Annotated in this window: 22 protein-coding genes; 9 read left to right on the top strand and 13 right to left on the bottom strand. The window is 59.3% G+C overall.

From position 1 onward, the window contains the following. Positions 1 to 7: 7 nt before the first annotated feature. Positions 8 to 916, top strand: a complete 909-nt coding sequence (locus tag KG088_RS03115; protein WP_213824032.1) for a ribokinase — start codon at positions 8 to 10, stop codon at positions 914 to 916. 73 nt (positions 917 to 989) lie between these two features. Beyond that, the gene (locus KG088_RS03120; protein WP_213824033.1) at positions 990 to 1,934 is read left to right on the top strand and encodes a nucleoside hydrolase; all 945 of its coding nucleotides are present in this window, start codon (positions 990 to 992) and stop codon (positions 1,932 to 1,934) included. A gap of 30 nt (positions 1,935 to 1,964) precedes the next feature. On the opposite strand, the gene KG088_RS03125 is transcribed toward KG088_RS03120, so the two are convergent. Both KG088_RS03125 and KG088_RS03130 read right to left on the bottom strand, forming a co-directional pair. Then, complete coding sequence (locus KG088_RS03125) at positions 1,965 to 2,237, bottom strand: acylphosphatase (protein WP_213824034.1); 273 nt, start codon at positions 2,235 to 2,237, stop codon at positions 1,965 to 1,967. Positions 2,238 to 2,296: 59 nt separating this feature from the next. Then, positions 2,297 to 3,205, bottom strand: a complete 909-nt coding sequence (locus KG088_RS03130) for a YihY/virulence factor BrkB family protein (RefSeq protein WP_213824035.1) — start codon at positions 3,203 to 3,205, stop codon at positions 2,297 to 2,299. A gap of 136 nt (positions 3,206 to 3,341) precedes the next feature. On the opposite strand from KG088_RS03130, the gene KG088_RS03135 reads away from it, so the two are divergent. Beyond that, on the top strand, positions 3,342 to 4,436 hold the full coding sequence (locus KG088_RS03135) for a bifunctional nicotinamide-nucleotide adenylyltransferase/Nudix hydroxylase (protein WP_213824036.1): 1,095 nt from the start codon (positions 3,342 to 3,344) through the stop codon (positions 4,434 to 4,436). Between the two features lie 11 nt (positions 4,437 to 4,447). Here the strand turns inward: KG088_RS03135 and KG088_RS03140 are convergent, their stop codons facing one another. From KG088_RS03140 to KG088_RS03170, 7 genes are all read right to left on the bottom strand, one after another. Next, positions 4,448 to 5,365, bottom strand: coding sequence for a LysR substrate-binding domain-containing protein (locus tag KG088_RS03140; RefSeq protein ID WP_213824037.1), 918 nt, complete (start codon positions 5,363 to 5,365; stop codon positions 4,448 to 4,450). Positions 5,366 to 5,431: 66 nt separating this feature from the next. Beyond that, a complete protein-coding gene (gene cls, locus KG088_RS03145) occupies positions 5,432 to 6,850 on the bottom strand; it encodes a cardiolipin synthase (RefSeq protein WP_213824038.1) in 1,419 nt (472 codons plus the stop codon). Positions 6,851 to 6,976: 126 nt separating this feature from the next. Further along, positions 6,977 to 8,482 carry a fumarate hydratase gene (locus KG088_RS03150; protein WP_213824039.1) on the bottom strand — a complete coding sequence of 502 codons (1,506 nt, stop codon included), beginning with the start codon at positions 8,480 to 8,482 and terminating at the stop codon, positions 6,977 to 6,979. Positions 8,483 to 8,653: 171 nt separating this feature from the next. Then, positions 8,654 to 9,478, bottom strand: coding sequence for an endonuclease VIII (gene nei / locus KG088_RS03155; protein ID WP_213824040.1), 825 nt, complete (start codon positions 9,476 to 9,478; stop codon positions 8,654 to 8,656). 12 nt (positions 9,479 to 9,490) lie between these two features. Continuing rightward, a complete protein-coding gene (gene uvrB, locus KG088_RS03160; RefSeq protein WP_213824041.1) occupies positions 9,491 to 11,518 on the bottom strand; it encodes an excinuclease ABC subunit UvrB in 2,028 nt (675 codons plus the stop codon). Positions 11,519 to 11,585: 67 nt separating this feature from the next. Next, a complete protein-coding gene (locus KG088_RS03165; protein WP_213824042.1) occupies positions 11,586 to 12,008 on the bottom strand; it encodes an OsmC family protein in 423 nt (140 codons plus the stop codon). Between the two features lie 35 nt (positions 12,009 to 12,043). Continuing rightward, positions 12,044 to 12,241 (bottom strand): hypothetical protein, encoded by a 198-nt coding sequence (locus tag KG088_RS03170; RefSeq protein WP_213824043.1) that lies wholly within the window; start codon positions 12,239 to 12,241, stop codon positions 12,044 to 12,046. A 144-nt stretch (positions 12,242 to 12,385) separates the two neighbouring features. Between KG088_RS03170 and ygfZ the strand changes: the two genes are divergently transcribed. Further along, entirely contained in the window at positions 12,386 to 13,423 is a 1,038-nt protein-coding gene (ygfZ, locus tag KG088_RS03175; protein WP_213824044.1) for a CAF17-like 4Fe-4S cluster assembly/insertion protein YgfZ, read from the top strand. Positions 13,424 to 13,426: 3 nt separating this feature from the next. On the opposite strand, the gene KG088_RS03180 is transcribed toward ygfZ, so the two are convergent. Continuing rightward, on the bottom strand, positions 13,427 to 14,185 hold the full coding sequence (locus KG088_RS03180; RefSeq protein WP_213824045.1) for a TatD family hydrolase: 759 nt from the start codon (positions 14,183 to 14,185) through the stop codon (positions 13,427 to 13,429). 25 nt (positions 14,186 to 14,210) lie between these two features. Further along, a complete protein-coding gene (locus KG088_RS03185) occupies positions 14,211 to 15,800 on the bottom strand; it encodes a peptide chain release factor 3 (RefSeq protein WP_213824046.1) in 1,590 nt (529 codons plus the stop codon). 143 nt (positions 15,801 to 15,943) lie between these two features. Between KG088_RS03185 and KG088_RS03190 the strand changes: the two genes are divergently transcribed. Together KG088_RS03190 and KG088_RS19820 are read left to right on the top strand one after the other, a co-directional pair. After that, positions 15,944 to 16,318, top strand: coding sequence for a DCC1-like thiol-disulfide oxidoreductase family protein (locus KG088_RS03190; RefSeq protein ID WP_213824047.1), 375 nt, complete (start codon positions 15,944 to 15,946; stop codon positions 16,316 to 16,318). 74 nt (positions 16,319 to 16,392) lie between these two features. After that, positions 16,393 to 16,521, top strand: a complete 129-nt coding sequence (locus tag KG088_RS19820; protein WP_264759028.1) for a hypothetical protein — start codon at positions 16,393 to 16,395, stop codon at positions 16,519 to 16,521. Between the two features lie 34 nt (positions 16,522 to 16,555). On the opposite strand, the gene KG088_RS03195 is transcribed toward KG088_RS19820, so the two are convergent. After that, positions 16,556 to 18,511 (bottom strand): winged helix-turn-helix domain-containing protein, encoded by a 1,956-nt coding sequence (locus tag KG088_RS03195; protein WP_213824048.1) that lies wholly within the window; start codon positions 18,509 to 18,511, stop codon positions 16,556 to 16,558. 183 nt (positions 18,512 to 18,694) lie between these two features. Between KG088_RS03195 and KG088_RS03200 the strand changes: the two genes are divergently transcribed. Both KG088_RS03200 and KG088_RS03205 read left to right on the top strand, forming a co-directional pair. After that, positions 18,695 to 19,300: a DUF1326 domain-containing protein gene (locus KG088_RS03200; RefSeq protein ID WP_213824049.1), complete on the top strand. Its 606-nt coding sequence runs from the start codon at positions 18,695 to 18,697 to the stop codon at positions 19,298 to 19,300. Positions 19,301 to 19,313: 13 nt separating this feature from the next. Continuing rightward, positions 19,314 to 20,078, top strand: coding sequence for a DUF2182 domain-containing protein (locus KG088_RS03205; RefSeq protein ID WP_213824050.1), 765 nt, complete (start codon positions 19,314 to 19,316; stop codon positions 20,076 to 20,078). Positions 20,079 to 20,166: 88 nt separating this feature from the next. Here the strand turns inward: KG088_RS03205 and KG088_RS03210 are convergent, their stop codons facing one another. Continuing rightward, positions 20,167 to 20,574, bottom strand: coding sequence for an HAD family hydrolase (locus KG088_RS03210; protein WP_213824051.1), 408 nt, complete (start codon positions 20,572 to 20,574; stop codon positions 20,167 to 20,169). Positions 20,575 to 21,568: 994 nt separating this feature from the next. On the opposite strand from KG088_RS03210, the gene KG088_RS03215 reads away from it, so the two are divergent. Beyond that, positions 21,569 to 22,840: an ATP-binding protein gene (locus tag KG088_RS03215; protein WP_213824052.1), complete on the top strand. Its 1,272-nt coding sequence runs from the start codon at positions 21,569 to 21,571 to the stop codon at positions 22,838 to 22,840. Positions 22,841 to 22,856 lie beyond the last annotated feature (16 nt).

Raw genomic sequence — 22,856 nt, forward strand, 5'->3', positions numbered from 1 at the left:
AGCCTCCATGCTCTACAACCTTGGCTCTATCAACCTCGACCATTTTTATCGCGTTGCCCATTTCGTCACCCCTGGCGAGACGCTGGCCAGCCATGATTATCGTATTGGCCTGGGCGGCAAGGGCGCCAACCAGTCGCTGGCCCTGGCGCGTGCGGGTGCCGCGATCGCGCATTGGGGTCGTGTCGGCCGCCAGGATGGCTGGGCACGAGACCTTCTTGCCGAGGCCGGCATCGACGTCTCGCGTGTCGAATTGGTGGAGGAGCCCAGCGGCCATGCGATCATTCAGGTCGACGATCAGGGCGAGAATGCCATCTTGCTCTTTGCCGGCGCCAATCACGGTTTCCTGTCGTCGAACCTTGATGACGCCATCAGCAGTACGCAATCAGGCGACTGGCTGCTGGTTCAAAATGAATGCAACGCCCTGTCCCATCAGATGACCCAGGCGAGTGCGCATGGCTTGAATATTGCCTTCAACCCGGCGCCGATGACCGATGAGGTGTTATCGCTTCCGCTCGAACACTGCCGCTTGTTGTTCGTCAACCGCGGCGAGGCAGCGCGCCTGGTCGAACTGCCGGAATCCACTGCAGCCGAGGCACTGCTGGAGGCTCTGGCAAGCAAGCTTCCCGCTACCGAGACAGTGTTGACCTTGGGTAGTGAAGGCGCCTGGCGTCAACGAGGTGATGAGCGCCAATATCAACCTGCATTGCCGGTGACGGCAGTCGATACCACCGCCGCCGGTGATACCTTTATTGGCTATTACCTTGCCGCCCTTCAGGAAGGCAGAAGTGTGACGGATTGCCTACATCGCGCCACCATTGCCGCCGGCCTGAGCGTTCAGCGCCATGGCGCCACCGACAGTATTCCCCATTTCGCCCAGGTCGAAGAGGCTTTGCAAAGGGCCTCACCATCGGGCTGAGTCCCGTCCCACGCCTGAGAGCTCTCTAACCTACGCTTTAACTTGAAAATGTATCGCTCCGAGGAGGCACTTCATGCCCTATCCGATCATCTTCGATACCGACCCGGGCGTGGACGACGCCCAGGCCATTGCCATTGCCCTGCGCCACCCTGAAATCGAACTTCTGGGCATGACCACTACCTATGGCAATGTCGACGTGGAAACCGCCACGCACAACGCTCTTCTGCTTGCTGAACTGGCCGGCCAGCCAGTCCCCGTCGCACAAGGCGCAGCTGGACCCTTGGTCAAGCCTCGCCACCCTGCCCCGGCGCATATTCATGGCGTCAACGGTCTTGGCGACATCGAGTTGCCCGAGGTGAAGGGCAAGGCAGACCCGCGTAGCGCGGCGCAATTCATCGTCGATACGGTGAACGCTCGCCCCGGTGATGTGACCCTGGTAACCGTCGGTCCGGTGGGTAATCTGGCCGCGGCCCTGCAGCTCGATCCGGGCCTCATCGAGAAGGTCAGTCAGGTCGTGGTCATGGGAGGGTCGATCAAGGAGGGCGGTAATGTCACGCCGGTGGCCGAGGCCAACATGTTCAACGACCCGGATGCCGCCGCCCGAGTGCTGACGGCCGGCTGGCCCTTGGTCCTGGTGGGGCTCGATGTCACCCATCGCTGCGTACTGACCCAGGCCCACATGGATCGCATCGAATCCGGCCTAGGTGGACACCTGGGCAGGGTGCTGGCGGAAAGCTACGCTTTCTATCGTGACTTTTACCGCGAATTCCTTGGCATCGACGGCTGCTGTCCGCACGACAGCTGCGCCCTCGCCTGGCTGCTGCGTCCCGACTTGTTCACCACCGCCCGCGGGCACCTGGGCGTGGCAACCTCCGGTGTTGCCGAGGGGCAGACCGTCTTTGCGCCTCAGGGCCGCGGTTTCATCGAGACCCGCTGGTCGAGCACCCCCGTGGTGGACGTCTGCCTTGGCGTCGACGGGAACGCTGTCAGCGAGTGGATCGCCGACACACTATCCTGATGGGTCCGCGGAACGCGATGTTTCGCGCGCTCATCGCGTACTGAAGGTGTCCGGGGCATGGGCATCGATCACCTCGAATTCCACATGAGTGACCCGGGCGCCTGAAGGGCCTTTCCAGAGCCATTCGCTGAGTTTCTTGACCGCCTCACGATCACCGCACAGCAGTACCTCGACGCGGCCATCGGGCAGGTTTTTCGCATGGCCGGTCACGTTGTGCTGCAGTGCCTGTTCCTGAGTCGCCCCACGGAACCAGACACCTTGAACCTTGCCGGTCACCATGGCTTTCACGCAGCATGTCTGCATGGCTCGCCTCCCTTCATTTTCAAAGATCTCGTGGCGTTTTCAACGATCTAATGGCTGACTCACAAGCCGTCGACCAGCTCGCGACGCACCAACACCGCCGTATTGCGTGGCACGATATGCCGTCCGCGGCGAAGCATCAGGCATTTGGTGAAAGCCGCCCCGAACAACAGAATCAGTGATGAGTAATAGACCCACAGCAGGATCATCACCACCGAGCCCGCCGCGCCATAGGTAGACGCCGTGGCGGTATAGGCCAGGTAAATAGCGATCCCCCAGCGACCGACCGTAAACAGAACGGCTGTGACCACCGCTCCGGCAAGCACGTCCTGCCAGCTCAACACCACGTCAGGCAATACCTTGAAGATGGTTGCAAAGAGCGCAGAGATGACCGCCAGGGAAATGAGCAGCTCGGCAGATGTCGTCAGGATTCCCACGACAGGTAGCAAGTCATCGGCTGTTTGCAACACGGCGCGCAGTGCTACGCCGAAGACCAGCGACACCATCAGGATGAAGCCGATTGACAACACCACCGTCAAGGACAGTACGCGGTTCTTGATGAAGATCAGCAGGCTATTACTGCTGGGTCGCGCGGTGACGCCCCAGATCGTGTTCAATGAAAACTGCATCTGCGCGAATACAGTGGTGGCGCCGACCAGCAGGGCGCCGACACCCAGCAGCGTCGGTAGCAAACCGGATTCCTCGATACGCGACTGAGCGACAGCATCCTCGACCGCCTGAGCGGCATCGGCGCCCATGGTGCTTTGCAACTGGGCAACGATCTGCCCTTGAGCCGCCTCTTCGCCCATGACCACACCAAGCACGGTCACGGCAATGATCATGGTCGGTGCCAATGAGAACAAGGTATAGAACGCCAGTGAACCGGCATAACTGAACGCATTGCGCTCCAGCCAGAGTTTGGTGGCATCCTGAACGACCTGCCACCAGAAAAGCACGATCGATATGATCACGATGTTTCCCTGCCATGCGTGTGTCCTCGGTCAAGGATACGTGAATAGACGGGGCTTCGCCGTGAGTTGATCATCATTGCACCATATGGCGGGCGTAACGATAATAGTTGATGCCCTTCTTCAGCCAGGATTGCCCATGAGCCATCGACCAGACGAAGATATTCGCGACTCTGATTTCGACTGTCTGGTATTCATCGGCCGCTTCCAACCTCCTCATTTGGGTCATCTTGCGGTAATCCACGAAGCGCTCAAGCGCGCACGCCAAGTGATTGTCCTGATCGGCTCTGCCTGGCAGGCTCGCTCGCTGCGAAACCCCTGGCATTACGAAGAGCGCCAACACATGCTGCGCAGCGCTTTCGACGGCGAAGACAACGATCGACTCGAGATCGTCCCGTTGCTGGATGCTCTTTATAACAATGATGTCTGGGTGCGCGACGTACAGCGCAAGGTGCGCGATATCGCCAGCCCCGACCGAGCACGCTTACCGCGCATCGGCCTGATTGGCGCCAGTCGAGGGCAATCGAGCTATTATCTGTCGCTGTTTCCTCAATGGGAATCGGTCAGCGTGCCGTTGGTCGAAAGCATCTCGGCTAGCCATATACGCGAGCGTTTGTTCCGCTCCGTGGCGTCCGCTGAAGATTACCTGAGCACCAACGCCAGCCACGATCTTCCCCCGGGCGTGGTCGGCGGGATCCAGAACTTTCTCGAGGCAGAGCCCTACCAGCAGCTGGTCGAGGAGCAGCGCTTGCTCGACCAGTATCATTCTGCCTGGGATCAGGCGCCCTACCCCCCGATCTTCGTTACCGTCAGCGCGGTGGTCGTACAATCGGGTCATGTGTTGCTGGTTCGACGCACTGCGGCCCCCGGAAAGGGGCTCTTCGCCCTGCCGGGCGGCTTCATCAATCCCCATGAGCGGTTACTCGATGGATGCTTGCGCGAGCTTCGCGAACGGATCCGCCTGAAGGTGCCGGAACCTGTCCTTAAGGGCTCACTGCGCGCCCAGCGGCTATTCGACGAGCCCCACCGTAGCTGGCGAGGACGCACCCTGGCCGAGGCCTTTTACTTTGCGCTGCGTCCCGAGCAACAGCTACCGCAACTAAAACCCGTCAAGGGCGGTGATCATGCCCGATGGGTAGCGCTGGCCGATCTCGAACCGGAGGGTCTGTTCGAGGATCACTTCTTCATCATCCAGAACTTCCTGGGGCTTCCCGCGGATTATGCCGGCGCTTGAGTGTTTCGAACTCAGGCATGAAGGAAGTCTCGTGGCAGCTTCATCATCTGGCGCCAAAGAGTTTCCACGCCAGGTTTATGCACCAGTGAGCAGCGGTAGAGACGAATCTCCAGCGGCACGTCCCACTTCTGATTGCCAGCCCGAACCAGTCTGCCGCTCGACAGTTCCTCGCGAATGCAAAAGTCGGGGATCCACGCCATGCCAACGCCCTGCAGCACCATGCCCTTGAGACCTTCGGCCATGGCGGTCTCGTATACGGTTCGCAAGCGCATGCGCAACGGGTCATTCTTGAGCAACATGCGCACGCTGCGACCAAGGAAGGCCCCTTGGGTATAGGAGAGATACGGGATCGACTCCTGACCTGCCAAGGGAAATCGTGGCTTGCCCGCCGCATCAGGCAGCGAGACCGGCAGCATGTTGACCTTGCCGATCGAGAAGGAGGGGAAGACTTCGGCGTCCAGCTGCATGCTGGCGTAGGGGTCGTAGTAGGCGAGCATCAGATCGCAATTGCCCTCGCGCAACACATGAATGGCCTCGCCGACGTTCATGGCTACCAGCCGTGTAGGTAGTTCCCCCACGCCTTGCTGGAGCCGCGAGATCCATTGCGGGAAGAAGCTCAGTGCCAGCGAATGCGCGGCGACAATATCAAGGGCTTCGTTAGCCATGGAGAGTCCGCGCAGATGGCCGAGCGACTCGGTGAGCTGCTCGACGAGATTACGCGCTGTCACCAGAAATAGCTGACCTTCCGATGTAATACCTACCGGCGTGGTGGAACGATCGATCAGAATGACACCGATGGCGTGTTCCAGTGACCGGATTCGGCGGCTGAAGGCCGGCTGGGTGACATGGCGCTGACGCGCGGCAGCAGAAAAGCTTCGGGTATTGGCCAGGGTGACGAAGTCTTCCAGCCATTTGGTCTCGAGGTTCACCGTGGCTCCCGATCACTGGTGCATTACCGGACAACGTCTTGCTGCCCTTGGCGAGGCGCTAATGTATCACTGGATTGGCGACAGCAGGTAGGCGGCGCGAGAAACCAACTTGCGCCATAGGGGACGCGAGGTCAGCTCCTCCAATGTGATAAGCCGACAACGGGAAAAATCGCGATCGAGCATCTGCCGAACCTCGGCAGCGAAACGCTTGTCGGGTACCACGGCGGTGATCTCAAAATTGAGGCGAAACGAACGGTTATCGAGATTTACCGTTCCGACACTGGCGGCGACATCGTCGATGAGCATCACTTTCTGATGCAGGAACCCCGGCTGGTAGCGATAGACCTTGACCCCGGCTCGCAACATGTCGGGCAGGAAGGAAAACGCCGACAGGAAGACCAGTAGATGATCTGGGCGCTCGGGTATCATGATCCGAACATCGACACCACGCATGGCGGCCAGCCGTAAGGCATCCTGTACCCCCTGGTCGGGCACGAAGTAGGGGCTGGTCACCCAGAACATTTTATTAGCACTGTGGATAGCATGCTGGACCAGCAGGCTAGCGGTCTCCTGCCGGTCTGCTGGTCCCGAGGGGACGATAACCACGTTCTGATTATCCTCACAGGTGATCCGTGGGGTCCAGGCAAGGTTGATCACCTCGCCCGTGGCCCAATGCCAGTCTTCCCAAAAGGCCTCCTGCAGCCCCAGGACGCTGGGCCCCGTCAACTTGAGATGGGTATCACGCCAGTGGCCATGACGATGATGCTGACCCAAGTACTCTACCCCGACATTAAAGCCCCCCAGCCAGCCTTCGCAGCCGTCGATCACCATCACCTTGCGGTGGTTGCGGAAGTTGAGCTGAAAGCGATGCCGGAACCCGCGTGATGAGCGGAAAGGGCTGACTTCGATACCCGCCTCGGCAAGCTCGCGCAGGTAGCCGTCTCGCAAGTTGTGGCTGCCGATTTCATCGTATAGAAAATACACCCGCACGCCACGTTCGACGGCCCTCACCAGGCGCTGTTTTAGATCAATACCCAGGGCATCGTGGCGCACGATGAAAAACTGGATCAACAAGTAATCCTCGGCTCTTTCGATACCATCGAACAGGCTTTCGAAAGTCGCCTCACCATCGATCAGGAGCCCGGCACAATTACCCCCGGTCATGGGCATCATCGCCAGCTGTTCGACGGCACGGATGTCGGCTTCCTGCGACTGGGTGATAAACGGTTCGACCCGCTCTCGGTAACGTGCCAAGACTCGGCGCAGTACGCTGTCGCGTTCGCCACGCGCCGACACGTAGCCGTAGAATCGCGGCCGACCGAAGATCCAGTAAGCGGGAACCGCCAAGTAGGGAAAGGTGACCAGAGAAATGATCCAGGCGATGGCGCCCTGGGAAGTCCGGCTGGACATCAAGGCCAGTACCGCCGAGAGGAACCCCAGCAGGTAGATCAGAAAAATCGCCCAACCGATCAACCAGGAAGTCATGTTCGCATCCCGTACCATAAGATAGCGGCAGTATGCCGCCCAGAAAAAAACAACGGTCTACAGCATACCCTTAAGGACAACGGCCCCACCAGAAGGCGGGGCCGTCGGATCTATTGAGTCATCGCGTCAGGCGCGCTCGGCGATGATCTCCTTCCACTTGGCAGGCCCGGTCTGGTGGATCGAGGTGCCTTGGCTGTCGACCGCTACGGTTACAGGCATGTCCTCCACCTCGAACTCATAGATGGCTTCCATGCCCAGGTCTTCGAAGCCCACCACTCGTGCCTTCTTGATGGCTTGCGCGACCAGATAGGCAGAGCCGCCCACGGCCATCAGATAGATGGCTTGGTTATCACGGATCGCCTCGATCGCCGCCTCACCCCGCTCGGCCTTTCCGACCATGCCCAGCAGGCCGGTTTCCTCGAGCATTGTGCGGGTGAACTTGTCCATGCGTGTCGCGGTAGTCGGACCGGCCGGGCCAACGACTTCGTCGCGTATCGGGTCCACGGGGCCCACGTAATAGATGAAGCGGCCTTTCATGTCGACGGGCAGGCTCTCGCCTTTCGCCAACATGTCGACCATGCGCTTGTGGGCGGCATCACGACCCGTGAGCAGCTTGCCGTTGAGAAGCAGGGTGTCGCCAGGCTGCCAGGTCTGCACCTCCTCCGGCGTTACGGTATCGAGGTTGACACGCTTGACGTTGTCACCCGCCTCGCGAGTGATCTCCGGCCAGTCCTCAAGCCTGGGTACCGGCAAGGCCGCCGGCCCCGATCCATCCAGCGTGAAGTGGGCATGCCGGGTAGCAGCACAGTTGGGGATGATTGCCACCGGCTTGTTGGCGGCATGGGTCGGGAAGTCCTTGACCTTGATGTCGAGCACCGTGGTCAAGCCCCCCAGACCCTGGGCACCGATGCCGCTCCTGTTGACCTTGTCGAAGAGCTCGAGGCGCAGCTCCTCGGCACGGTTCGATGGACCACGGGCCTGGAGCTCCTGGATATTGATAGGCTCGAGAAGCGATTCCTTTGCAATCTCCATGGCTTTTTCCGCAGTGCCACCGATGCCGATGCCCAGCATGCCGGGCGGGCACCAGCCGGCGCCCATCTTCGGTAGCTGCTCCATCACCCAATCGACCACGTTATCCGAGGGGTTGAGCATGGCAAACTTGGATTTGGCCTCGCTGCCCCCGCCTTTGGCTGCCACGTGAACCTCGATGGTATCGCCGGGCACCAGCTTATGATGGATAACCGCCGGGGTATTGTCGCCGGTATTCCTGCGGGCGCCGTCCGGGTCAGCCAACACTGAGGCGCGCAGCACGTTGTCAGGCAACTGGTAGGCGCGGCGTACGCCCTCGTTGATCATGACGTCGAGACTCATATCGGTCTCGAAGCGCACCTGCATGCCGATGTGGACAAATACGGTGACAATGCCGGTGTCCTGGCAGATGGGACGATGCCCTAAGGCGCACATACGTGAATTGATCAGGATCTGGGCGATGGCGTCCTTGGCCGCAGGATTTTCTTCTCGTTCGTAGGCAGCTGCCATGGCCTCGATGAAATCCTTGGGATGGTAGTACGAGATGTATTGTAGGGCATCGGCGACGCTCTGGATCAGATCGTCTTGGTGGATTACGGTCATTGGCAAGCGTCTCCTCAGGTGTTGTCGTCATGCCCGCGTCGAGGCGATCAAAGGCCGCAGCGGTAGGTTCAAACGGCGGGCATTATACCTTCCCCTTTGACTTACTGACATTTACATCTTTATCTGGGTTGTTAAATAAAAAAAGACAACGGTATAATATTTCCTCAGCGATCAACCTGCTGGCTGGCAGCGAGGACAGAAGTAGAGCCGTCGGGAGGTCACCATCACCCGTTCGATGTCCGTGCCGCAGGCGTGGCACGGCAGGCCTTCACGCTCGAACATGGCAAAGCGCCAGCGTCGCCAACTGGCTTCCCGGGCACGCTCGGCGGCACCCCAGTCGGCACGATTAGTCACCCCCGCCTGGTCGTAAGCCTGGCGCGTCACCGATAGGATGCATGTCGCCAGGCGCGACAGGGCGCCCTCCTCCAGCTCTCCTGGCCGACTCGTGAAGTGCAGTCCGGCAAAGAACAGGATCTCGGTGCGCAGGTAGTTGCCGATGCCGGCGAACAGCGATTGGTCAAGCAACAGCCCGCCGAGGCAGCGCCGCTGGAAGCGCGGCTCGAGAAGCGTCGCCCTGACCTGCCCCAGCGTCACGCCATGGGTCAGCAGGTCTGGACCGAGACGCGACAGGAAAGGGTGGTCGCCGAGCTGCTCCCCGGCCCATAGCGAGACGTCCGAGGCGCTGTAGAGGCTGGCCGCCCTCCCCTGCGCCACCAGTCGGACGCGCAGCGAACGGCTGGTATCCGGCTCGCAGTCGGTAGCGTGAACCTTCCAGACTCCGTACAGCTGGTTATGGGAGTAGAGCACGCGGCCGTCGTCAAAGCGGGTCAGCAACGCCTTGCCCCAGCTGTCCACGGCGATGACCTCGCGACCGACCAGCGAGGCGGCCTGCCCGGCCAGATCGGGAAAGACGAACCAGGCATCGTCGAGACGCCGGCCGGCGATCTGACGATGCACGCGGTCCGCGGTACGACGGATCTCCGGACCTTCTGGCATGGCGGGCGGCCGTCAGGCGGAGCCAAGGAGCAACTGGCGCTCCTTCAGCTTGTGGAGGCGATCCCGCAGCCGCGCGGCTTCCTCGAATTCAAGATTCTGCGCGGCTTCGAACATGGCATCCTCGATGCGAGAGACTTCTTTCAAGAGCTCCTTGGGCGATAGTTCGTCTAGATCGTAGACCGCGGCCCCCTCCGCCACCTGGCGCTCGTTCTTGCGCCGCTTGCTCTTCCCACCTGGCGCTTGTGCGGCCTCGAGAATATCGGCGACTGAGCGGGTCACGGTCGTCGGGGTGATCCCGTGCTGCGCGTTGTGGGCAATCTGCTTGTTACGCCGCCGCTCGGTTTCTTCCATGGCGCGGCGCATCGAGTCGGTGATCCGATCCCCGTAGAGGATCGCCTTGCCGTGAGCGTTGCGTGCCGCTCGCCCCATGGTCTGGATTAGCGAGCGCTCGTTGCGCAGGAAGCCCTCCTTGTCGGCATCAAGTATCGCCACCAGCGACACCTCGGGGATATCGAGCCCCTCACGCAGCAGGTTGATGCCTACCAGCACATCGAACTTGCCCAGCCGCAAGTCGCGGATGATCTCCACCCGCTCGACCGTATCAATATCCGAATGCAGATAGCGTACGCGCACGCCGTGCTCGTCGAGGTATTCGGTGAGGTCCTCGGCCATGCGCTTGGTCAGGGTCGTCACCAGCACCCGCTCCTCGACTTCCGCCCGCAAATGGATCTCTGATAGCAGGTCATCGACCTGGGTCGAAGCTGGGCGCACCTCCAGTTGCGGATCGAGCAGGCCGGTCGGGCGCACCACCTGCTCAACGACCTGACCCGCGTGCTCGGCTTCATAGGGCCCGGGAGTGGCCGACACGAAGATCGTCTGAGGCGAGATCGACTCCCATTCCTGAAAGGTCATGGGGCGGTTATCCAGTGCTGAGGGGAGCCGGAAGCCATATTCCACCAGCGTTTCCTTGCGTGAGCGGTCGCCCTTGTACATGCCGCCCACCTGAGGAACGCTGACGTGGGACTCGTCGATGAAAAGCAACGCATCCGCCGGCAGGTAGTCGAAGAAGGTGGGCGGCGGCTCGCCAGGGTTGCGACCAGACAGATAGCGTGAATAGTTCTCGATGCCGTTGCAGTAGCCCAGCTCCAGCATCATCTCGATATCGTAGAGGGTGCGCTGCTCCAGGCGCTGGGCTTCCACCAGGCGCTCGTGCTTGCGCAGCCAGTCGAGCCGCTCGACCAGTTCGGTCTTGATCGCGTCGATAGCCCCGAGGATGGTCTCGCGCGGGGTGACATAATGCGACTTAGGATAGATGGTCATGCGCGGCACCCTGCCCCGCACTTCGCCGGTCAAGGGGTCGAAGAGGCTGATCGTGTCGATCTCATCGTCGAACAGCTCGACCCGCACCGCCTCGTCCTCGGCATCCGCCGGGAAAATATCGATCACGTCGCCGCGCACGCGATAGGTGCCACGCTTAAAGTCCATGTCGTTGCGGGTGTACTGAAGTTCCGCCAGGCGTCGGAGCATCTTGCGTTGGTCGATCAGCTCGCCACGGGAGAAATGCAGTCGCATCTTCAGGTACTGGTCCGGGTCGCCCAGGCCGTAGATCGCCGATACCGAGACCACGATAATTGCATCGCGCCGCTCGAGCAGGGCCTTGGTAGCCGACAAGCGCATCTGCTCAATATGGTCGTTGATCGAGGCATCCTTCTCGATGAAGGTGTCCGATGACGGCACATAGGCCTCGGGTTGGTAGTAATCGTAGTAGGAGACGAAATACTCAACGGCGTTGTCGGGGAAGAAGGCCTTGAATTCCCCGTAGAGCTGAGCGGCCAGGGTCTTGTTGGGCGCCATCACGATAGTCGGGCGCTGCAGGCGCTCGACCACGTTGGCCATGGTGAAGGTCTTGCCGGAGCCCGTGACGCCCAGCAGCGTCTGATGGGTCAGTCCCGAGTCGAGCCCCTCGACGAGACTCTCGATGGCCGCAGGCTGGTCGCCCGCAGGCTTGAACTTCGACTGCAAATGAAACGATTTGCTCATGGCATCTTCCGGACGGCGCGGGCGCCATGATGGCGCCCGCGCGAGACGATAATGACCCCAGATCGCGTCAGGCGTGAGGCTGGGTAGTTCGCGTGGTGACTTCTACGGTGGAACTGGTTATCAGCCGGTGTATCGGACACTTGTCACTGATTTCCTCTAGCCGTGCCCGCTGCGCGGGATCGTCGATCCCATGGAAGGTCATCAGCACTTCGAGTCGGTACGTGCCGTGGCGTTCCTCGCTGTCATCACGATTGACCGTGACGCTGACCCGTTTCAGGGGCCACGCCTTGCGCCGCGCATACATCTGCGCCGTGATGGCCTTGCAGGCGCCAAGCGACAGATCGAAGTAATCATGCGGATCCGGCGCGGTCCCTTCACCGCCGAACTCTTCCGGCACATCGACGAAGAGGTCGTCGAAGCCGTCGAGTTCAACACACTGACGGTAGATATGGTTGCGCTCGCTAATGACTTCAATGGGCTTCTTCTTCATCCTTTACCTCGACATGATCGGGTGACGTAATGTAGTCAAGTCACATTGATAGACAGATCAAGGGCTTCCACCGCCTTGATCAAGGCGTCCCGTCGGACTCGACCCTCCACCTCGGCGCCATGCTTACCGACTTCGACACTCTCGACACCGTCGATCAACATGAGCGTAGTCGTGATGCAGTTGACCTGCTCGGCGCTCTCGACGCCCTCGAAACTAAGCGACTGGTTCGCCATACACATTTACGTCCTGACTTGGCATGCCTGACAAGGTTCCAAGTCTAGCATGGCCGCAATACCGCTAAGGTGGTTGCAATGCGGCACCCAAGCCCGCATTTAGACGTCATGAACGATTTCACCTCATCGCCAGGAGCCCCGGAAATGACCGATTGGATCGCTGCCACAGGCGGTCGGCAGGAAGCCGAATACAAGGTGTTGTTCGACGCACCGGATCAGGCGCGCCTGGCCCTGGAAGGTACGACACTGACTCCGCTGGCCCACTTTGGTGTGCTCGACGTAGTCGGCAGCGACGCCGAAACGTTCCTGCAGGGACAGACCAGTGCCCAGGTGGCCCTGGCCGACGGGGACTTCGCTCCACTGACCTGTTTCTGCACCCCCAAGGGCCGCATGTTGGCCAATGCCCAGTTATGGCGGGTTGCCAAGGATCATTACCGGTTGCTGATGCATGCCAGCCTGGTCAAGGCGCTGGCCGAGCACCTGGGCAAGTTTGCCGCCTTCTACAAGGTCAACCTCGACATCCGCGACGATCTGGCGCTGCTGGGTCTGGTCGGCCGCGAAGCGGCGGCCCTCGCCGAGGTACGTTTCGATATTAAGCCGCCCCGGCCATGGCACCAGGCAGCCAACGACGACCTGCAGCTACTGGCCCATCCCGGCCCGCGCCCTCGCATGCTGGCCTGCCTGTCCGCCGAGCGGGCCATCGAGGCCTGGCAACGGCTGAGCGAACATGCCACGCCGGTTGATAATGCTGTCTGGCGCTTGCACGACATCCAGGCTGGCCTCGCCTGGCTGGATACCAGCCAGCGTGATGCCTACCTACCGCAGATGATCAACTGGGAGGCCCTGGGCGGTATCAGCTTCAAGAAGGGCTGCTATACGGGCCAGGAAGTGGTCGCTCGGGCGCACTTCCGTGGCCAGGTCAAGAAGCGCCTGGTCCGGGCCCAGCTCGACGGCAATCGGCTTCCCGACCCCGGCAGTGCTATCGAGGATGCCGACGGCAAACGTCTCGGCGAGGTGTTCTGCGCCGAGTTGGATGCCTATGGAGAAGCCGAAGTGCTGGCAGTGATCAGCACCCGGGAAGCGGCCTTGCCGTTGAGTGTCGCGGGCCAGAGGCTCAAGCTGCTGAAACTGCCCTACGAGATAGAACGGTTGGACCCCGAGAGCCTCGCAACCAGAGGCTAAACCTCAACGTTGGAACAGGCGCTCAGCATTGGCGGTGCTGAGTGCTGCCACCTGATCGATCGTCTGCTCACGCAGCTTCGCCACATGCTTACACACCTCGGCAACGTTGGCCGGTTCGTTACGCTCGCCCTGAAGGCCGGCAAGCGGCATGTCGGGGCTGTCGGATTCCAGCACAAAGCCCTCATCCGTCAGCGACGCGACCGCGCGATGAAGACGCTTGGCGCGCTCATGGGTCAAGGCACCGCCGAGGCCCAGGGTAAAGCCGAGATCGAGAAACTGGCGGGCCTGTTCGGGGGAACCGGAAAAGGCGTGAATCAGCCCACCAGCCGACAGGTCGAGCTGACGCAAGCGCTTGGCTACCCGATCGTTGGCTTGAACACAGTGAATCACCACCGGCAGCCGGTGTCGCTTGGCCAAACGCAACTGAGCATCGAAGAAACGCCACTGATCGCCGAGTGTGTCGGCAAAGCGCGCATCGATGCCGCATTCGCCGACTGCCACGATCTCGGGGTGGGCTGCCAAGGCTTGATCCAGTGCCTCGAGATCCGACTCGCGATGCTGGTCGATGAAGTAGGGATGCAGTCCCAGGCAGACCTCGACGTCATCTCGCTTGCCGAGCACCAGCACCAGATCCCATCGTGCCCGGGTCGTGCCAGGCACCACGAAACCGCGCACCCCTCTGGCCCTGGCCCGCTCGAAGACCGCCTCGCGGTCGGCATCGAAGTCGGGAAAATCCAGGTGACAGTGGGCGTCTATCAGCATGAGCATCGACCAATACGGAAAAGCATCAATGTTCGCGTGTGGGCTGGAAGCGGATCTCCGGCCAGCGCTCCTGGGTCATCTGCAGATTGACCCGCGTCGGCGCAATGTAGGTCAGATAACCGCCGCCATCGATGGCCAGATTGGTGCTGGCCTTGCGCTTGAAGTCATCGAGCTTCTTGGCATCCTCGCTGTAGACCCAACGGGCGGTATGCACGTTCACCGCCTCGTAAAGACAGTCGACCTTGTACTCTTCCTTCAGCCGATGGGCGACCACATCGAACTGCAGGGTCCCCACCGCGCCGAGAATCAAGTCGTTGTTGTCCAGTGGCATAAAGACCTGGGTCGCACCCTCCTCGGAGAGCTGCTGCAGGCCCTTCTGCAGTGCCTTCATCTTCAGCGGGTCCTTGAGGCGCACGCGCTTGAAGAGTTCCGGAGCGAAGTGCGGGATGCCGGTAAAGCGCATGTCCTCGCCCTGAGTGAAGGTATCACCGATCTGGATGGTGCCGTGATTGTGCAGCCCAATGATGTCGCCCGGCCACGCCTCCTCGACCTGCGAACGGTCCGAGGCCATGAAAGTCAGGGCATCGGCGATCTTGACATCCTTGGCGATACGCACGTGGCGCATCTTCATGTTGCGGTCGTACTTGCCGGAACACACACGCAGGAAGGCAATGCGGTCGCGGTGATTGGGGTCCATGTTGGCCTGTATCTTGAAAACGAAACCGCTGAAGCGCTCATCCTCAGCTTCGACGGTGCGGACATCAGTATCGCGGGGCTGGGGCGTCGGCGCGTACTCGACGAAGCCATCCATCATCTCGCGCACGCCGAAATTACCCATGGCGGTGCCGAAATACACTGGTGTCAGCTCGCCACGCCGATACGCCTCCAGATCGAAGTCATGAGAAGCGCCGCGAACCAGATCGATTTCCATGCGTAACTCCGCGGCCTGCTCTTCGCCAAGAACCTTATCTACCTCGGGGTTATCGAGTCCCTCAATGCGCTTGTCGTCGGGAATGCGGCTACCCTGCCCTTGAGTATACAGATGGATAACATCGTTCAGCAGGTGATAGACGCCACGGAAGTGGCGCCCCATGCCGATCGGCCAGGTCATCGGCGCGCACTGGATGTTGAGCACCTCCTCGACCTCGTCCATGACCTCGATCGGGTCACGGGTGTCGCGATCCAGCTTGTTGATGAAGGTAAGGATCGGCGTGGTGCGCAGGCGGCAGACCTCCATCAGCTTGACGGTCCGGGACTCGACGCCCTTGGCACAATCGATGACCATCAGGGCCGAATCCACTGCGGTCAGAGTACGGTAGGTATCCTCGGAAAAGTCCTCATGCCCTGGTGTGTCGAGCAGATTGACGATGCGACCGCCGTAGGGAAACTGCATGACCGAGGTCGTTACCGAGATACCGCGTTCCTGCTCCATCTTCATCCAGTCGGAGGTAGCGTGGCGGTCGTTGCGCTTGCTCTTGACCGAGCCAGCCATCTGGATGGCATTGCCGAAAAGCAGCATTTTTTCGGTGATGGTGGTCTTGCCGGCGTCGGGGTGACTGATGATCGCGAAGGTTCTACGAAGCCCGACTTCACGGGCCAAGGTGGGATTTGACATCGATGCGGAGCCTGGTCGGGTCTCGAATGGATTCTCGAAAGGCCGCCATGATAGCGCGACAGACCACTGGGCTGCACCCTGGGTATTACACAAACCGGGGTCAAACACGTTAGGCTGAACACAGCATTCATCGAGGTAGTCCAATGAAGCTGGTTTACGACGGTCAGTGCCCGATGTGTCGGCAATATGTGCGGCTACAACGCATCCGACGTGATCTGGGTGAGGTTGGACTGATCGACGCCCGTGAAGATAGCGCCGTTAGAGACGAATTGACCCGCCTCGGCATCGACCTGGACGAAGGCTTCGCGTTGCAGATTGGCGAATGCTGGTATCACGGCAGTGAGGCGTTGCATCGACTCAGCCTGATGAGTACTCGAAGCGGCCTCGTCAATCGCGGAATGGCGCGCCTCTTTGCGTCTCCCGAGCGCTCTGCTCGTCTTTACCCGCCGCTCAAGGCTTTCCGAAATACCCTGCTGAGGCTGTTGGGACGCCTTCCTATCCATAACCTGCGCAAGTAATCGGGCGGCATTCCCAACTTGCCGTTCACGGAATTATCTACAACGATGAAGCGATCGAGAACGGTGCCTACCTGATGATGCTCGATGTTCCCGAGGGACGGGAAAATGAGATCGATTCAGTCATTCATCGCCATCATCCCGAAGTGGTCATAGAAAAGGCCACCCCCAAGGAGAAGACATTCTGGGGGCAAGGCCAGCAATGATTCCCGCACGCCCCCAACAGATCGACTCGTCGCCCTAGCGTGGCCTGAGACGATACCCTACGCCTGTCACGGTCTCGATTCGCGAGGCCTGGCTGCCTAGCTTGCCTCTCAGGCTATGCACCACGGCATCCACAACGTTGCTGCCGCCCTCATAGCGCGTGCCCCACACATTATGCAGTAATTCGCTGCGCGATACCGCCTTGCCCTGACGGGCGGCCAGATAACGTGTGACACCAAACTCCAGTGGGGTCAGCGCCACCCGATCTTCCTCCAGCACTAACTCCCGCGCTTCCACATCGAGCAGTTCCTGACCGTGATGAATACCGAGTTCCGCCGCGGCGATGTCTGACAACCATCCATCCACTGAAGCCGGCCCAAAGTCGAGCACGACACTGTGATAAGTGACACCGTTGAGATCGACCTCTCGGTCGGATAACACTTCGAACCCCAGCCGTTCAGCCACCGAAGCATAGGCGGAAAGATCACACACCGTTAGATACACCCGCCGCAGCCTCGGCCGCAGAGTCATGTAGATACGCTTCAGATCTAGCCAGACAGCGGCTTGGACATCGCTGGGCGAGTCGCCTTCATCGACGCTCAACCAGCGTCGGCACAATAGGGCAATGGCTCCACGGGGCATCGGCCATTGCTCAAGATGCCGGAACCACTGGGCCGTTATCGGATCCTCGAGAAGCCATGCCGGCTCAGCGGTATCAGAGCGCAGTTTGCAACATACGCCAGCGACACGACCTTTCCGGCCGCGCACGACAGAGAAACTCTGCGGCTGACGTCGCCACCATCGCATCAATGCCTCGGCTGCCTCACGGCTCTCGTGCGCATGGACAATAGCCGCTATGGCCTCACTGTCCTGTGGCTGTGCGTGCTCGACCATCAATGATGGCGTGCCGCTGGGAAAGAAGGCTTCGCGCACTACCGGATTCTCGATCAGGTAGAGCATGTCGGCTGTGTAGCGCCACAGATCGACGCCAGCGGCGGCCTCGGCTTCGGTTATCAGCTGCCGCCAGGCAGCGCGCCGATACGCCAGATGGCGACTGGGGTCGCTGGCATGCAGGGAGTGAGCGATCGCATCCCTTACGGCGTCGTGGATCACCAGGCCATCACTGGCAATTTCCACGAAGGGTAACTTACGCAGGCGCTCATAAGCATCTTGTGGGGCGATCTCAGGGAACAGGGCCCGTAACAATGAAATGGTGACCCGCCGTGCGACGGCGGCCCCTTCCAATACACGGCGAGTGGCCACGTCACCGACATCAGCTAGGAACATCTGGGTTAGTTCTTCTAGGGCTTTCTGTATCGGGGCTTCTCGCAGCCATTGCCCGGACGGCTCTTCGCGGACCGCAGCGGCTGCAAGCGTCAGGGCCAGAGGATGACCGTGAGTCGGGGGAATGATCGACGCCACCTGCTCGGCGTTCATTCCCATACTCGTCAAGAAATCTCTCGCTTCGGTCTCGCTCAATGGCGATATCGCCACGGATTGCAACAATCGTCCCCAGCCCGGCATATCAGCCCAGGTGTCGAGCGGCCGCTGGCGGCCAAACAGGAACAGCCGGACGTTCTCGGGCAACATCGGCACGAAAACTCGGCACAACCAGGTATCGAGAAGACGCAGGACCTCGTAGGTATCCAAGGCCAGAACGGTCGCTGGCCCAAGGTCACCCAAGCGAGCCGTGAGAGCGCCGATGTCCTGATCCCCACCACCAATGGCATGGCTTAATGCCTTGAGAAAACCGGGTTCCGTCGGCTCCACATTGCGGCAGTCCAGACGAACGACAGTGACACCTGCATCCCTGGCCTGTTTGGCAAATCTTTCAAGCAGCGCCGTCTTGCCGATGCCAGCGATGCCGTGGACATGCACCACACGCGCCCCGTCACGCCCAAGCGCGTCATTCAGGGCATCCAGTTCCGCAGTACGACCGACGAAGGCTTGATGCGCCTGAGTCGCCAACAAGTCTGACATCCGCTGCGGCATGGCTCGCCCTCCTCTTGACTTCAGGTTAGTTGGCCAGGGGCAGGTGTGCAGAACGCGTTGGCCTTACGGGGAAGAAAGGTAATTCTCATGATTTTCTCATCGCCTCATCACATGTCTTAACCGATTCGGCGCTATAAAAAATGCACAGCCAGAATAAAGTTTACAGACGAGAGGAGCAAAACCATGAACACACAATGGAATATTAAAGGTGAATACCTGGAAAGCTGCAGCTGCCGTGGGGCTTGCCCCTGCGTGTATCTTGGTTCACCCACCGAGGGCGACTGTAGTGCACTGGTCGGTTGGCACATTAATGCAGGACGCTATGGCGACATCGGGCTCGATGAACTCAATGTTGCCGTTGCACTGAGTTCTCCCGGGGCGATGGCCGAGGGTAACTGGAAGGTCGTGTTGTATCTCGATCAGCGGGCCGATGAGCGCCAGCAGGAAGCGCTAGGGACAATATTCGGGGGTCAGGCAGGAGGTCATCCAGCCGTGCTTGCCTCACTTATCAGCGAGGTGCGCGGCGTAGAGCGGCTGCCCATCAGCTACGGGATCGAAGGAGGCCGGCGGCACCTCGCACTGGGTGAGACCGCAGAAGCCGATATTACGGCTCTTGAAGGCCTGGATGGCGGTGAGATCACTATCACCAACCACCCATTGGCGGTGGCGCCAGGTCAGACCTTGGTGGTGGCGAGCTCAAAGGCACTGCGACATCAGGCCCACGGCATTGATATTGATCTCAGCGAACGCACGGCATTCTACTCGCCGTTTGCCTATACGGGACCTTGAGAGGAGCATCGCCATGGAGATGACCATGTCGCGGATTCACTCGCACGAGCGGGTACTGACCGCCACGGCTCTGGTTGCCCTGACGATGCTCGCCTGGTGGCATCTCATCATGCAGGGATCAGCCGATGGCATGTCCATGAGCATGCCGGCGTCGAGCGACTGGGGCTTGCAGATGCTGGGGGTAAGCGTACTGATGTGGAGCGTGATGATGATCGCCATGATGCTGCCGAGTGCCGGTCCGATGATCCTTACCTATACCCGGGTCTACCAGAAACGACGCGCGAATGGTTCAGCGCTGGTGCCGACCTGGCTATTCGTGGTGGGTTATCTCACTATCTGGGTGGGCTTCGCGATCTTCGCCGCCCTGGCACAGTGGAGCCTGCACCAGAGCACACTACTGAGTTCCGCGATGGGCCACGTCGGTCCGTTACTGGGGGGCAGCCTGCTCATCATGGCGGGTGCCTTTCAGTTCAGTGGCCTCAAACAAGCCTGCCTTGGCAAGTGTCGTACGCCGCTCAGTTTCTTGACCACCGAGTGGCGCGAAGGGCGAACTGGGGCATTTACCATGGGCTTAAGACACGGTGCCTTCTGCACTGGATGCTGTTGGGCGCTGATGCTGCTGATGTTCGTGGGTGGTGTCATGAGTCTCGTCTGGATGGTGGCTCTGGCGGTGTACCTCCTGACCGAAAAACTGCTGCCCCGTGCGGATGATATCAGCCGTCTCGTTGGCGGCCTGCTGGTTCTGGCAGGAATCGCGTTACCGCTTGTCATGGCCTGACGAGGACGACGCGCCGTCTTGAATGATGAGATAGCGCGACGTCCTTGCTATCGTGAGGAGGCAAGTAATTCTCTATCATTTTTATTTATCAACGAAAGCATTTCCGATAGAACCTCTGCATTATTTGCTTCGTTGAATCGGGCGTCATTAAAAGCAACTTTCTGCGAAGCTTTAACATCGCTACTCTTGCCAAGTGTTGTTTACCGTGCTTGGCGACTGACTCCATGCCCGGACGACATACTTCACTCGTTTCCAGACAAAGAACAGGTTTTCCCGAACGCTCTGCCACCCTTTTCGCCACCGGCTCATCTTTTGTAATTAACAGCCGCGTCACCGAACATCTATAATGATCGGCTTGGCGGATGGCATATTCCCCAGCGCAATCCTTCTTTCTCATCGATGACGCAACGCTCATCATCGGATAGCCATGCCCTATGTTATTGTCTGCTAGCCAACGTAATGTTGGCTCACGATATTTCTCACTACGATGGGTCATGGCTGTATGCAGTTTATAGAATATCGACGAACTTGATGCTATCCCTCTCGATATACACTGCCAGCCGGGTCACCTGACGCGATGTCTTGTCTTGAATTTCCTCAAGCGCAGCCCGCATGGAAACCCCTGTCATGACGCCATCATCTACCAGCAATTTTTTTTGGCATCCCAGACGGTATGCAAAGCTCTCGCTCCTTTCCTCGTGCTACCCGAGATTATTCGAGCATCATTGAGGAGAGGAAGGAGTTCAGATCGGTACATTTGAAGTTAAGTAACAGGCTTATCATATACGCAGGAATCATTCCGCTTCGAGGAATACCGACCACCAAATCGTAGCCCTCTGCTTGAAGCTTATGAATATTATCCTGAATATCCTTAACCAAATCTTTATATTATTTAAACTACATAGCTAATCCTTACCGGCATTTCTCAAAAGACTACTTATTGAACAGATTGATCAAGAAAAATTAAAAATACAGTCACTGAAGGACTAGATTTATCATCAAGGACTAACATGGGATAAGCCCGCTTCCATCTTGGATATCGAATCTAAAAAGAGATTAGCACGCTTCAACTCATGGGCACAAACATTTCGATAGCATGACAGACAATGAACCCTCATCTTACAAGTGGCCATTTTTCTTACGTCGTGATCTGGCGACAACTACGTTGACAGATAGGGAGCACGGCAACGACCACTTACGCAGCATATAGTGATCATTTTTTTTATATCTTTGATTAGCATGTTAATGCTTTTATTATTTTTTAGTTATTGATCACACTGAAACTTACTACATCTTCATTATGACGATAGCCAAGATTGAATGATCCTCAGCATCTTCATCGTCTCGCTCGAAGCACCAGAAAGGTGAATCACGTTGCTTCAGAACACTTTTGGGGATAGATATCGTTTTTCAGACGCTCCAGCACTGGCATTGTCGGCGAGCCATGCGCGATCGGGTATCATCTAGGCGTCGTGAAACTTGGAGAGATCATGCTCGCCGCCCTGCCCCTGCCGCTTTCTACCCCCGGCCGTAACCTGGTACGCCTAACCTTCGTACGCGGCATCACCTGGACCGGTTTTCTTGCCGGTATCATCATCGGTATCGAGGTGCTGGATTTTGCGCTCGATGTGACCACCGTCATCGCGGTGATCGTGAGCATGGCCCTGATCAATGTCACTACCTGGTGGCGTCTCGGCCGCCCGCGTGCAGTCACCCACGGCGAGTATCTTGCCCACTTGATGGCCGATGTCGCTGGGCTGACCTTGCTGTTCTACTTTACGGGCGGCTCCACCAACCCGTTCATTACTTACTATCTCGTGCCGGTCACCATCGCTGCTGCCACCCTGCCCTGGCGCCACGCCTGGACTGTCGCTGCAGCAGCGATGCTGGCCTACTCGGTGCTGATGTTTCATTATCAGCCGATTCCCCAGCTGAGCCATGGCCATACCAGTGGCAACCTTAATCTGCACGTGCTGGGTATGTGGCTGAATTTTGGCCTTTCTGCGGGACTGGTGACGTTCTTCATCTTCAAGATGGCCCACGCTCTGCGCGGCCGTGACCAGGCATTGTCACGCACCCGTGAGGCGGCACTACGTAACGAGCAGGTACTGGCCGTGGCCACCCAGGCCGCCGGCACGGCACACGAGCTGGGAACTCCGCTGTCGACCATGGCGGTGCTTCTCAGCGAGATGCGTGAGGAGGTCCGAGGCAATGCCCTTCTCGAGAAGGATCTGGCGGTTCTGCGTGACCAAGTGGATACCTGCAAGTCGCGATTGCTCCATCTTGTGGAAAATGCCGACCGAAGGCGTATGGCTGAGCCCGAGATCCTCGATGCCAACCTCTGGCTGGCCCGAGTGGTTCAACGCTGGCTGGTGCTGCGCCCCGACGTCAGCTACCGCCTTGAGGTCGCCGATCGCCGAGGTCGGCCGTGGCTGGCCGTGGATACTACTCTCGATCAGGCGCTGACCAACCTGCTCAACAATGCCGCCGATGCCAACTCGGACGATATCCTCATTCATCTCGACTGGACGGCGGAGGATGTGGTGATCGACATCCGTGACCATGGCCCCGGCGTAGCCATGTCCATCGCCGACCAGCTCGGTGAGACCTTCGTTTCCACCAAGAGCAAGGGCCTGGGTATGGGACTCTTCCTGACACATGCCACCATCAACCGTTTTGGTGGCGGCGTCAGACTGTACAATCACCCCGAAGGCGGAACCCTCACCGAGGTTACCCTGCCACGTAGTGAACCTGCTGTCTGACTGCGCATTGTTGTCA

This window comes from Halomonas jincaotanensis (genome assembly GCF_018448785.1).
In the GTDB taxonomy this organism is placed as follows: Bacteria; Pseudomonadota; Gammaproteobacteria; order Pseudomonadales; family Halomonadaceae; genus Halomonas; species Halomonas jincaotanensis.